We start from the raw sequence: 13,031 nt of genomic DNA on the forward strand, positions 1-13,031 counted from the left end.
GGATTTTGTCTACTTTTTAGTCTCTTTACATGAAATAAATGTAAAGAGATTTTTTTATGGAAGGATATATAAAAATGATGAAAAATGAAGCGATGTTTGAACGCACGGTTAAACCAATATTAGATGTAAAAGACAAACCAAAATTGAGTCAGTGGGCTTTTTTAAGTACACAGCATTTATTTGCGATGTTTGGTTCTACCGTATTAGTTCCATTTTTAACAGGTTTACCGATATCCTCAGCATTAATTGCATCAGGTATTGGGACACTATTGTACATCTTAATTACGCAAGCTAAGATTCCAGCTTATCTCGGTTCAAGCTTTGCTTTTATCACACCGATAATCACTGGATTACATTCTCACAGTTTAGGTGACATGTTAATTGCATTATTCATGAGTGGGTTAATGTACATCTTAATTGGTTTAGCTATTAAGTTGAGCGGTACGAGATGGTTGATGCGTTTATTACCACCTGTTGTGGTAGGACCAGTCATCATGGTTATCGGTTTAAGTTTAGCACCTACTGCAGTCAATATGGCCATGTTTGAAAATTCTGCAGATATGAAAGGCTATAACTTAAGTTATGTTGTTGTCGCAATGGTAACATTGTTAGTCACAATCATCGTTCAAGGATTCTTTAAAGGTTTTCTATCTTTAATACCGGTACTTATCGGCATTACTACCGGTTATATATTATCAGCGTTTATGGGCTTAGTTAAATTTAGCTCTATCGCCGAAGCGAAGTGGTTACAGTTTCCTGAAATTTATTTACCGTTTAAAGATTACACTCCGTCTTTCAATCTAGGTTTGATATTAGTTTTAATACCTATCGTCTTTGTGACTGTTAGTGAACATATTGGCCACCAACTAGTAATTAATAAAATCGTAGGTAAAAACTTCTTTGAAGATCCAGGGCTCGATAGGTCAATTATAGGTGATGGTGTATCGACGATGTTTGCTAGTCTCATCGGTGGTCCACCAAGTACGACATACGGTGAAAATATCGGTGTACTTGCAATTACTAAAATCTATAGTATTTATGTAATTGGTGGGGCGGCATGTATCGCAATCTTATTAGGGTTTATTGGAAAATTTACGGCACTTGTGTCATCAATACCAACACCCGTTATGGGTGGCGTATCAATTCTACTTTTCGGTATTATTGCGGCAAGTGGATTGAGAATGCTGGTAGAAAGTAATGTAGATTTCTCAAGTAATCGTAATTTAGTGATCGCGTCGGTCATCTTAGTCATCGGTATTGGAAATTTAGTATTTAACTTAAATGGAGTGGGTATCAAATTAGAAATTGAAGGTATGGCATTAGCTGCGTTAGCAGGCATCATATTGAATTTGATATTACCCGAAACTTCTAAGGCTCAACAGTAAGAAAATGTGCTTAAATGGAGGTCTTAAATTGGAAAATTTATTATCTATGGAACATCTTTCAAATACAGAAATAAAGACATTAATCCAGCGTGCAAGTGAGATTAAGAATGGTCAATATGAGCCACAACAGTATGACAAGCAATTTGTCGCAAATTTATTCTTTGAAAATTCAACACGTACCAAAAGCAGTTTCCTCGTAGCTGAACAAAAGCTAGGACTAAAATTAATTGATTTTGAAACTTCAACTTCTTCAGTGCAAAAGGGTGAGTCACTCTATGATACATGTAAAACGCTGGAGATGGTCGGTGCAGATGTGTTAGTCATTCGTCACTCACAAAATGCTTATTACGACGAATTAGCTTCATTAAATATACCTATTATTAACGGTGGAGATGGAAGTGGCCAACACCCTACACAAAGTTTGCTTGATTTAATGACAATTAATGAGGAATTTGGTTCATTTGAAGGACTGAATATTTTGATTTGTGGCGATATTAAAAATTCTCGTGTAGCGAGAAGCAATTACCATAGTTTAAAAGCTTTAGGCGCTAACGTGATGTTTTCAAGTCCTGACTCGTGGAAAGATGAGCGTTTAGATGCACCGTATGTGGATATTGATGAAGTGATTGATCAAGTTGATATCGTCATGTTATTAAGAGTACAACATGAAAGACATGAACAAAGTGAAAGTAAGCAATTTGAAGTGAACGATTATCATGAACATTTTGGTTTGACTTTAAAACGTTACGAACAATTGCAAGATCATGCGATTGTGATGCATCCAGCACCAGTCAATCGCGGTGTAGAAATCGATGCTTCTCTTGTAGAAGCTTCACAGTCTCGTATTTTTGAACAAATGGAAAATGGCATGTATTTAAGAATGGCAGTCATTGATTATATTTTACAGAAAAAGGGGTAATTAAAATGAAATTAATAACGAATGCTAAAATATTAAAAAACGGTGAACTTACAGACGTATCAATTTTAATTGATGGAAAGAAAATTAAACAGATTGGTCAACAAATCGAAGTAGATGACAACACAGAAGTCATTGATGCCCAAGGCCAATTCGTTGCGCCAGGTTTAGTTGACGTACACGTACATTTACGTGAACCAGGCGGAGAACATAAAGAGACAATTGAAACAGGTACGAAAGCAGCAGCAAGAGGCGGCTTTACAACTGTTTGCCCAATGCCAAATACAAGACCTGTACCTGATTCAGTAGCCAATATGCAACATTTAAACGCGTTAATCGAAGCGAATGCTCAAGTTCGTGTATTACCATATGCAGCTATTACAGTTAGACAAGCAGGTCAAGAACATGTAGATTTCGAAGCACTTACTCAACAAGGCGCATTTGCTTTCACAGATGATGGTGTTGGTGTCCAACAAGCGAGTATGATGTATGAAGCAATGAAAGCAGCAGCGAAGCAAAATAAAGCCGTTGTCGCACACTGCGAAGATAATAGCTTAATCTATGGTGGAGCAATGCATGATGGTAAACGTAGTAAAGAATTAGATATCCCTGGTATTCCAAATATTTGTGAAGCGGTTCAAATAGCTCGTGATGTATTATTAGCTGAAGCAGCTGGTGCACACTATCACGTATGTCACGTATCTACGAAAGAAAGTGTTCGTACAATTCGCGATGCTAAAAAGGCTGGTATCAACGTGACAGCTGAGGTCACACCACATCACTTATTATTAACTGAAGATGATGTACCAGGTGATAATGCGATTTATAAAATGAATCCACCACTAAGAAGTAAAGAAGACCGTGATGCATTATTAGAAGGTTTATTAGATGGTACGATTGATTGTATCGCAACGGATCATGCACCACATGCAGCTGAAGAAAAAGACCAACCAATGACGAAAGCACCATTCGGTATCGTAGGTAGTGAAACAGCATTCCCATTATTATATACAAACTTTGTTAAAAATGGTGACTGGTCATTACAACAACTTGTTGATTATTTAACAATCAAACCAGCACAAACTTTTGATTTACCATACGGTACTTTAGAAGAAGGTAGTCTTGCTGATTTAACAGTTATTAATTTAGATGAAGAAAGAGAAATTAAAGCTGAAGACTTCGCATCAAAAGGAACGAACACACCATTCTTAGGAAATAAAGTATACGGCACTCCAGTATTAACATTAGTTGAAGGTGAAGTTAAATTTAAGGAGGAAAAATAATGTTGCAAAAACGATATCTTGTGCTAGAAGATGGTTCTTACTATGAAGGTTATCCAATAGGTTCAGATGAAGTTACAGAAGGCGAAATCGTATTTAATACTGCGATGACAGGTTATCAAGAAACAATTTCAGACCCATCTTATACAGGTCAAATTATTACATTCACATATCCATTAATTGGAAATTATGGTATCAATCGAGATGACTTTGAATCACTTGTACCAACATTAAATGGAGTTGTTGTGAAAGAAGCAAGTACACACCCAAGTAACTTCAGAAAGCAAAAGACGTTCCATGAAATTCTTGTCGAATATAATATTCCTGGTATTAAAGGTGTCGATACACGTAGTATCACGCGTAAGATTAGACAATTCGGTGTGCTTAAAGCTGCATTTACCGATGATAAAGCACAAATCGATCAAGTTATTGAACGATTAAAAACATTAGAATTACCTCGAAACGAAGTTACAACTGTATCAACCAAATCACCTTATGTTTCAACGGGTTATGATTTAAGTGTTGTACTAGTGGACTTCGGTAAAAAACAAAACATCGTCAGAGAGCTGAACGCGCGTGGATGTAACGTAACAGTTGTACCATATGATACTTCAGCTGAAGCGATTAAACGTATGACACCGGATGGCGTAATGTTATCAAATGGTCCTGGTGATCCAGAAGAAGTTCAAGTAGCAGTTGAAATGATTAAAGGTATATTAGGACATATTCCGTTCTTCGGTATCTGTTTAGGACATCAACTCTTTGCACTTTCTCAAGGTGCTACTTCATTTAAAATGAAATTCGGTCATCGTGGTGCGAACCACCCAGTTAAAGATTTGAAAACAGGTAAAATCGCCTTAACAAGTCAAAACCATGGTTATGCGATAGATAAAGATTCGTTAAAAGATACGGAATTAGAAGTGACGCATATCGCAATTAATGATAATACAGTTGAAGGTTTACGCCATAAGACATTGCCAGCATTTTCAGTACAATATCACCCAGAGGCGTGCCCAGGACCAACTGATTCAAACTATTTATTCGATGAATTTATAAAAATGATGAAACAATATCAAACAAAGGAGCATACAATCAATGCCTAAACGTGAAGATATCAAAACAATATTAGTTATAGGTTCAGGACCTATTATCATCGGCCAAGCTGCGGAATTCGATTACGCTGGAACACAAGCGTGTTTAGCATTAAAAGAAGAAGGTTACCGCGTTATTTTAGTAAATTCAAACCCAGCAACAATTATGACAGATAATGAAATCGCGGATAAAGTTTATATCGAACCATTAACGCATGATTTCATTGCGCGCATTATACGTAAAGAACAACCAGATGCATTATTACCTACATTAGGTGGCCAAACTGGTCTTAACATGGCTATTCAATTAAATGATAGTGGTGTGTTAGAAGCGAATAATGTACAACTTCTAGGCACAAAGCTATCATCTATTCAACAAGCCGAAGACAGAGAATTATTTAGAAGCTTAATGAACGAACTAGGCGTTGCAGTGCCTGAAAGTGATATTGTTAACACGGTAGAACAAGCATTTACATTTAAGGAGCAAGTGGGTTATCCACTTATCGTGCGACCAGCATTTACCATGGGTGGCACTGGTGGCGGTATTTGCCACAACGATGAAGAACTACAAGAAATCGTTTCAAATGGTTTACACTATAGCCCAGCTACAAAATGTTTAATTGAAAAATCAATCGCCGGCTTCAAAGAAATTGAATATGAAGTTATGCGTGATAAAAATGATAACGCCATTGTAGTATGTAACATGGAAAATATTGACCCAGTGGGTATCCATACGGGTGACTCAATCGTAGTTGCACCGAGTCAAACTTTATCTGATGTTGAGTATCAAATGTTACGCGATGTCTCATTAAAGGTTATTCGCGCACTTGGAATTGAAGGTGGCTGTAATGTTCAGCTAGCATTAGATCCGCATTCAATGGACTATTACATCATCGAAGTTAACCCACGTGTGTCACGTTCATCAGCATTAGCTTCCAAAGCAACTGGTTATCCAATTGCTAAGCTAGCAGCTAAAATCGCTATCGGCTTATCACTTGATGAAATGTTAAATCCAGTAACAGGTACATCATACGCGGCATTTGAACCTTCGCTTGATTATGTTATTTCAAAAATTCCACGTTTCCCATTCGATAAATTTGAAAAAGGTGAACGTGTACTAGGAACTCAAATGAAAGCAACTGGTGAAGTAATGGCTATTGGTAGAACATATGAAGAATCTCTATTAAAGGCTATTCGCTCACTTGAATATGGTGTACATCATTTAGGTTTACCAAATGGTGAAACATTCGACTTAGATTACATCAAAACACGTATTAAAGACCAAGATGATGAACGTTTATTCTTTATTGGAGAGGCGATTCGTCGTGGAACAACGTTAGAAGAATTACATGAAATGACTAAAATTGATTATTTCTTCTTAAATAAATTTAAACATATTATTGATATTGAACATGATTTAAAAGCAAATAGTGGCGACATCGATTATCTAAAATTCGCTAAAGATTATGGCTTCAGTGACCGTGTCATTGCACACCGTTTTAATATGTCAGAGGAAGAAGTATTTAATTTAAGACAACAACATGGTATTACACCTGTTTATAAAATGGTCGACACTTGTGCTGCTGAATTCGAATCAACAACACCGTATTACTATGGTACGTATGAACAAGAAAATGAATCGAACGTGACAGAACAAGAAAAAATCTTAGTACTTGGTTCAGGTCCGATTAGAATCGGTCAAGGTGTTGAGTTTGACTATGCAACTGTACATGCGGTTTGGGCAATTCAAAAAGCAGGCTACGAAGCTATTATTGTCAATAATAACCCTGAAACAGTTTCAACAGACTTTTCAATTTCAGATAAATTATACTTTGAACCTTTAACTGAAGAAGATGTAATGAATATCATCAACTTAGAGCAACCTAAAGGTGTCGTTGTCCAATTCGGGGGTCAAACAGCAATTAATTTAGCGGATAAACTTGCGAATCGTGGTGTAAATATCTTAGGTACGACATTAGAAGACTTAAACCGTGCTGAAGATCGTAAGGAATTCGAAGCATTGTTACACACAATTAACGTGCCACAACCTAAAGGTAAAACAGCTACATCTCCAGAAGGTGCTTTAGAAAATGCACGTAACATCGGCTATCCTGTCGTCGTGAGACCTTCTTATGTATTAGGTGGTCGAGCTATGGAAATTGTAAATAGTGATGACGAGCTTAAAAATTATATGAATCAAGCAGTTAAAGCAAGCCCTGACCATCCAGTACTTGTCGATAGATATTTAACAGGTAAAGAAATTGAAGTCGATGCAATCAGTGATGGAGATACAGTAATTATCCCAGGAATTATGGAACACATTGAACGTGCAGGTGTCCATTCAGGTGACTCAATCGCAGTTTATCCTCCGCAAACATTATCAAATGAAGAAATGGAAATTTTAGAAGATTATACGGTTAAACTTGCGAAAGGGCTTAATATTGTTGGCCTTATCAACATTCAATTTGTTGTAGCACATGATGGGGTATATGTTCTTGAAGTTAACCCACGTTCTAGTCGTACTGTACCATTCTTAAGTAAAATTACCGGCATTCAAATGGCTCAACTTGCAATGCGTTCAATTATCGGTGAGAAACTTGTCGACATGGGTTACAAGGAAGGTATTCAACCATATTCTGAGGGCGTCTTTGTAAAAGCCCCAGTGTTCAGTTTTAACAAACTGAAAAACGTAGATATTACGCTTGGACCTGAAATGAAATCAACAGGTGAAGTAATGGGTAAAGACGCAACGATGGAAAAAGCATTATTCAAAGGTTTAACAGCAAGTGGTGTAGAAGTTAAAGACCATGGTACTGTATTAATGACAGTGAGTGATAAAGATAAAGACGAAGTAGTAAGTATTGCTGCTCGACTTAACGAAGTAGGCTATAAGATTTTAGCAACAGAAGGTACGGCACAAAAACTTAAAGAACATCAAATTCCTGCTGAAGTGGTTGGCAAAATTGGCGGCGAAGATGATCTTCTAACGCGCATTCAACAAGGTGAAGTTCAAATTGTTGTAAATACTATGACAAAAGGTAAAGAAGTTGAAAGAGACGGCTTCCAAATTAGAAGAACATCAGTAGAAAACGGTGTACCTTGTCTTACTTCATTAGATACAGCAAATGCATTAACGAATGTCATTGAAAGTATGACTTTCACTATGAAAAACATGTAAATCATTTGATTGAATCAACGGGCTAACATTTGCATAGCCCTTGATTTCAACTATTTGTAATCAATTTGAGGTGTACTAACATAATGAAGACTTTACCAATTATTGCATTAGATTTTGACTCAATAGAGTCAGTAAATCAGTTTTTAGATCAATTTGATGAACCATTATTTGTTAAGGTAGGTATGGAACTATTTTATCAAACTGGACCGCAATTGATTGAATCGATTAAAGCACGTGGTCATGATATATTTCTAGATTTGAAATTGCATGATATTCCAAATACAGTCGGTAAAACAATGGAAGGTTTGAGTAAATTAGATGTCGACTTAGTAAACGTTCATGCTGCAGGTGGTACTGCTATGATGGAACGTGCATTAGAAGGTATTAAAAAGCATAATAAAGATATAAAGATTATCGCAGTCACACAATTAACTTCAACAACTGAAGCGGTATTACAACAAGAACAAAATATACAAACTACAATCGATGAAGCTGTACTAAATTATGCTCAACTAGCAAAAAAGGCAGGCTTAGATGGTGTTGTTTGTTCACCGTTAGAGACGGCATTGTTAAAGGAACACTTAGGCACATCATTTTTAAAAGTTACACCTGGTATCAGACCTGCTGATGCAGCTGTAAACGATCAAAAACGTGTGACGACACCAGAACAAGCAAAAGAAATGGGCTCGACACATATCGTTGTCGGAAGACCTATTACTCAAAGTGACGATCCGCTCGCAAGTTATCAAAAAATAAAAGAAAGTTGGTTAAGTTAATATGGCGAAAAACATTGCGAAAGCATTATTAGATATCGAAGCAGTAACGTTATCTCCAAATGATTTATTTACGTGGAGTTCAGGAATAAAATCACCAATTTATTGCGACAATCGAGTTACTCTAGGTTTCCCTAGCGTTCGACGTGATATTAGAGATGGTTTAAGTGACTTAATTCAACAACAATTTCCAGAAGGTCAAATCGTTTCAGGGACTGCAACTGCAGGCATCCCTCATGCAGCATATGTATCTGAAGTATTAGATTTACCTATGAACTATGTTCGTTCTAAGAGTAAAAGCCATGGTAAACAAAATCAAATAGAAGGTGCTCAAAGTGAAGGTAAGAAAGTGGTTGTAATTGAAGATTTAATTTCGACAGGTGGATCATCTATTACAGCAGTTGAAGCTTTAAAAGAAGCAGGCGCTGAAGTATTAGGTGTCGTAGCAATCTTCACATACGGTTTAAAGAAAGCCGATGATCAATTTGAAGAAGCGCAAGTACCATTTTATACACTCAGTAATTATAATGAATTAATTGAAGTTGCAAAAGAAAATGGGCAAATTTCTGAATCAGACATTACTACTTTAGTTGATTGGAGAGACAACTTGTCATAATATGTAACCCAAAGGGGGTACATGTATGACAAAAAGCCCAGAAGAATCCTATCAAAATTTTTCACATATCAATGATTTTTTGAAAAAAGATGATGACTATAGAAAACACGATGACGATAAGTATAAGCAAGAAATGAATTCAGAAGATAAAGAAGAAAACGACTTTTACAAACAATCAAAATCAAACATCAAAGATAAAAAGAACTTGTAGAATGGCTCTTACTATTTAATTGAAAGTTAAATAATGAACTCGAATCAGGCTACTCATTTTCTGTAATAAACAGGAGATAAGTAGCCTGATTTTTGTTAAATATGAAGGTTGATTTCGATTTGGCAATGTTCGTTGACAAAGGAGTATACTGGTTTTGAACACTATAGTGAAAATGGAAATGTAAGTACGTGTAGACCTAGTTATTAATAAAAAAATCGAATCAATAGAAATTACAGTGATAATCCATACTTTTTGAATTAACCACGCTTATATAGTTTAGTAGAGTCTCTCTTGAACATTGTAGATTTATAAATTAAGGAGGTAGGTTAAAAAGGACGTACAGAGTGAATATAGCGCGACCATGATATAATATAAGTGTGACATGTATATAGGTTTTGATGATTGGCTTCTATTTAATTTTAATAGTTTGTAATTTCAACAATTTATTTAAGGAGATTATTTATATGGTAAAAAGATTAGATGAAGTAATGATTTACGTTTACGATCATGATAAAGTGATGCAGTTTTGGACTGAATATTTAAATTTCACAGTTTCTGAAGATACAGAAGAAATGGGCATGCGTATAGTTAAGTTGCTACCACAAGACAAAGCAGAAACTGCGATTGTCTTACAAGACAAGGCAAAAGTTGATGAAATGGATATGGGCGTAAGCACTGCAACACCATCACTCATGTTTGCAACTACACAATTTGATGATTTGTATCAACATTTAAAAGATAATGATATTACAGTCGGAGAAGTGATGACTTTACCGATGGGCAGAGTATTTAACTTTGCTGACCCAGAAGATAATTATTTTGCAGTAAAAGAAGTTAAATAAATCTACTTTGCTTATAGACTAATACCTCCGTATTACTCATTTTTAAATGAATGATACGGAGGTTTTTAATATTCACACGGATTGAAATTAGTCCATAATATATTTGGGTTGTTTATTCTTACTTAAAAATTACTATCGAATCATGATTTTTATAATGATGTAGCCAATAAGTAGTACTAATACGGCAATTAATAGGGGAATTAGATAATGTAACATTGTGATACCTCCGTTAGACTTTGTATATATTTTAACGATATTTGGTTTAAAAAGAAAGGAAACGTCTTTAACTCATAGATTATGTAACTTTCAACATTTTATAAATGCATGTTAGATATACGTAAAATATTCGAATTATCAGATGTGATAGGTTACCATAGTGGTCAAGGAGGGGAAATGATGAACATTCCAAAAATAACTACGTTTTTAATGTTTAATGGCGAAGCAGAAGAAGCCATTAATTTATACATTGATGCATTTGAAGATGCAGAAATATTAAATATTGTTCGATATGGGGAAGATGATGAAGAACCGACAGGAACGGTTCAACATGCAATCTTTAGATTAAAAGATCAAATCTTTATGGCCATTGATAATGTGAATAATGTAGACATTGAAATGAATCCAGCTATGTCATTATACGTGACCGTAGATAGCGCAATGGAAATGGAACAATTATTTAGTAAATTGAAACGTGAAGGTGCAATTCTTATGCCTAAAACAGAGATGCCACCATTCCGTGAATTTGCTTGGATTCAAGATAAATTTGGTGTTAATTTCCAATTAGCTTTACCGGAACAACAGTAGTATAAGTAACCATTATACGAGCTCAAAATTACAATATACAAAAAGCACCTTAGTGTACAAACTAAGGTGCTTTTTAAAATTATTAAGACTTTAACCATTCATTATTTGACCTTTAATTGTTGAATGTAGTCATAATCTGGTGTTGCATATAAAGTTTTTTGATTATCGTAAGTGACAAACCCTGGTTTCGCACCAGACGGTTTATGAACATGTTTAATTAAAGTATAATCAACAGGTATTTGACCAGAATTACCTGCTTTGGAGAAATACCCTGATAACATAGCCGCTTCTTTAATCGTCGTCTCACTTGGTTGGTCGTTTAATATCACAACATGGGAACCTGGTATATCTTTTGTGTGGAACCAAATATGATTTTTATCAGCCTTTTTGTTCGTTAAATAATCATTTTGTTTATTATTTTTACCAACGAGAATTGTATCACCATCTGAAGAACGATATTCTTGTAACTGAATTTTTTGTTTTCGTTTTTTCTTATTTTGCTTTCGTTGTTTCATATAACCTTGTTCTGATAATTCGTCACGAATATCATCTATATCATCAACAGAAATATGTTTGAGTTGTTGTTCAATACCTTCGAAATAAGCGATATTCTCTTTTGTTAATTGGATTTGATGGTGCAATTCACTTTCACGCGTTTTTAGTTTATTGTATTGCTTATAATAATATTGAGCATTAACTGCAGGTGATTTCGTTGGGTTTAAAGGAATCGTGACTTCTTCATTATTGTAGTAATTTAAAGCAGTTAGTTCCTCATCTCCCTGATTGATACGGTAAATGTTTGCTGTTATAAGTTCTCCATATAGTTGTTGGAGTTCTTTATCTTTCGTGCCTTCTTGTTCTGCATATAACTTAGAAATTTTATTTTGGTATTTATTTAATTGTTGATGCACAAATTTAACTAAATCATTTGCTCTTTGTTTCACGCGTTCTCTTTCGCCACGTGCATCAAAGTATCTATCTAACAAATCGTGTAAAGAATCATATTTCACTACATCATCATAAAATTGGTCTAGTTCCATAAAATAAAAGTCTTCTTTACCCGTTTTATGGTTTTTATGGAAGACTGGGACAGGTGCTTGCTCGGTTTGGGCCATGACCTCATCATAAGCTTGTGGTAATGTTTCGGTCGTCATAAATTGCTTTCTATTGACGATTTCCTTTGTTATTAATGGGCTAAATCCTTCAAAATGGTTGAGCAATTGTTTGGCGATTTTGCCACTATTGAAATCTATATAAGATAGTACATCATTACCTGTTTTCTCATAAGGGTTCATTTTATGTTGTGTAGGTGGTGCATCATATTGAAAGCCCGGCATCACGGTACGATATTGGTTTGTATTAGGAGTGAGGTGTTTAAAGCCTTCAATTATTTTTCTTTCTTCGTTTACGAGGATTAAGTTACTATGTTTTCCCATAATTTCAAGAATGATGGTACGATGCATCGTATCGCCAATTTCATCTTTACTCTGTACATCAATTTCTACACGTCTATCATTATCAATTTGTCTAATTGCCTTGATAATACCGCCTTCTAAATGCTTACGAAAAACTCGTGCAAACATAGGTGGGTCGAAAGGATTATCATATTTTTTAGCAGTGATGTGCATTCTGCTAAAGCTAGGATGAATAGAAAGTAAGAGTTGATGATTTTGTCTATTTTGACGTACAACGAGTATAATTGTGTCGTTTTCTGGTTGGTTAATCTTATGAATACGACCATCGACAAGATCTTGTAAAGATTCCACCATTTTTCTTGTAAATAAGCCATCAAATGCCATGATTATCTGCCACCTTATTTTTAGTCATTCATTGTATTGTAACATGTAGAAAACGATAGGTCATCGTCAAAGTTTAAGCCTAAAAGAGCTATACAATTAAATAGGGAATATGGTATCATGTGTTAATAATAGAAGA

General features: G+C 35.2%; 11 protein-coding genes. 10 read left to right on the forward strand and 1 reads right to left on the reverse strand.

Annotated elements, in window-relative coordinates:
• Positions 1–77: 77 nt before the first annotated feature.
• The 10 genes from QQM35_RS07265 (at position 78) to QQM35_RS07310 (ending at position 11,096) form a co-directional block, all read left to right on the forward strand.
• Positions 78–1,385: a uracil-xanthine permease family protein gene (locus QQM35_RS07265; protein WP_251943939.1), complete on the forward strand. Its 1,308-nt coding sequence runs from the start codon at positions 78–80 to the stop codon at positions 1,383–1,385.
• A gap of 28 nt (positions 1,386–1,413) precedes the next feature.
• Positions 1,414–2,304: an aspartate carbamoyltransferase catalytic subunit gene (locus QQM35_RS07270; RefSeq protein WP_251943101.1), complete on the forward strand. Its 891-nt coding sequence runs from the start codon at positions 1,414–1,416 to the stop codon at positions 2,302–2,304.
• A 5-nt stretch (positions 2,305–2,309) separates the two neighbouring features.
• Positions 2,310–3,584, forward strand: coding sequence for a dihydroorotase (locus QQM35_RS07275; protein ID WP_251516308.1), 1,275 nt, complete (start codon positions 2,310–2,312; stop codon positions 3,582–3,584).
• Entirely contained in the window at positions 3,584–4,684 is a 1,101-nt protein-coding gene (locus tag QQM35_RS07280) for a carbamoyl phosphate synthase small subunit (protein ID WP_251516311.1), read from the forward strand. The genes QQM35_RS07275 and QQM35_RS07280 overlap by 1 nt, the downstream gene beginning before the upstream one ends.
• Positions 4,677–7,850 (forward strand): carbamoyl-phosphate synthase large subunit, encoded by a 3,174-nt coding sequence (gene carB, locus QQM35_RS07285; RefSeq protein ID WP_251516314.1) that lies wholly within the window; start codon positions 4,677–4,679, stop codon positions 7,848–7,850. Before QQM35_RS07280 ends, carB begins: the two co-directional genes overlap by 8 nt.
• A gap of 83 nt (positions 7,851–7,933) precedes the next feature.
• A complete protein-coding gene (gene pyrF, locus QQM35_RS07290; RefSeq protein WP_342610300.1) occupies positions 7,934–8,626 on the forward strand; it encodes an orotidine-5'-phosphate decarboxylase in 693 nt (230 codons plus the stop codon).
• A gap of 1 nt (position 8,627) precedes the next feature.
• Positions 8,628–9,239, forward strand: coding sequence for an orotate phosphoribosyltransferase (gene pyrE / locus QQM35_RS07295; protein ID WP_251516320.1), 612 nt, complete (start codon positions 8,628–8,630; stop codon positions 9,237–9,239).
• 25 nt (positions 9,240–9,264) lie between these two features.
• Positions 9,265–9,450 carry a hypothetical protein gene (locus QQM35_RS07300; protein WP_251516323.1) on the forward strand — a complete coding sequence of 62 codons (186 nt, stop codon included), beginning with the start codon at positions 9,265–9,267 and terminating at the stop codon, positions 9,448–9,450.
• A 464-nt stretch (positions 9,451–9,914) separates the two neighbouring features.
• Entirely contained in the window at positions 9,915–10,292 is a 378-nt protein-coding gene (locus QQM35_RS07305; RefSeq protein WP_251516347.1) for a VOC family protein, read from the forward strand.
• A gap of 396 nt (positions 10,293–10,688) precedes the next feature.
• Positions 10,689–11,096, forward strand: coding sequence for a VOC family protein (locus QQM35_RS07310; RefSeq protein ID WP_251516350.1), 408 nt, complete (start codon positions 10,689–10,691; stop codon positions 11,094–11,096).
• Positions 11,097–11,197: 101 nt separating this feature from the next.
• Here the strand turns inward: QQM35_RS07310 and QQM35_RS07315 are convergent, their stop codons facing one another.
• Positions 11,198–12,895, reverse strand: coding sequence for an Rqc2 family fibronectin-binding protein (locus QQM35_RS07315; protein ID WP_251516353.1), 1,698 nt, complete (start codon positions 12,893–12,895; stop codon positions 11,198–11,200).
• Between the last annotated feature and the right edge of the window lie 136 nt (positions 12,896–13,031).

The organism is Staphylococcus hsinchuensis (assembly GCF_038789205.1).
In the GTDB taxonomy this organism is placed as follows: domain Bacteria; phylum Bacillota; class Bacilli; order Staphylococcales; family Staphylococcaceae; genus Staphylococcus; species Staphylococcus hsinchuensis.

Excerpts from the sequence above, each read along its gene's own strand:
- QQM35_RS07305 (WP_251516347.1), top strand. The coding sequence starts at position 9,915 with ATGGTAAAAAGATTAGATGAAGTAATGATTTACGTTTACGATCATGAT.
- QQM35_RS07265 (WP_251943939.1), top strand. The coding sequence starts at position 78 with ATGAAAAATGAAGCGATGTTTGAACGCACGGTTAAACCAATATTAGAT.
- pyrE (WP_251516320.1), top strand. The coding sequence starts at position 8,628 with ATGGCGAAAAACATTGCGAAAGCATTATTAGATATCGAAGCAGTAACG.
- QQM35_RS07315 (WP_251516353.1), bottom strand. The coding sequence starts at position 12,895 with ATGGCATTTGATGGCTTATTTACAAGAAAAATGGTGGAATCTTTACAA.
- pyrF (WP_342610300.1), top strand. The coding sequence starts at position 7,934 with ATGAAGACTTTACCAATTATTGCATTAGATTTTGACTCAATAGAGTCA.
- QQM35_RS07310 (WP_251516350.1), top strand. The coding sequence starts at position 10,689 with ATGAACATTCCAAAAATAACTACGTTTTTAATGTTTAATGGCGAAGCA.
- QQM35_RS07275 (WP_251516308.1), top strand. The coding sequence starts at position 2,310 with ATGAAATTAATAACGAATGCTAAAATATTAAAAAACGGTGAACTTACA.
- QQM35_RS07300 (WP_251516323.1), top strand. The coding sequence starts at position 9,265 with ATGACAAAAAGCCCAGAAGAATCCTATCAAAATTTTTCACATATCAAT.
- carB (WP_251516314.1), top strand. The coding sequence starts at position 4,677 with ATGCCTAAACGTGAAGATATCAAAACAATATTAGTTATAGGTTCAGGA.
- QQM35_RS07280 (WP_251516311.1), top strand. The coding sequence starts at position 3,584 with ATGTTGCAAAAACGATATCTTGTGCTAGAAGATGGTTCTTACTATGAA.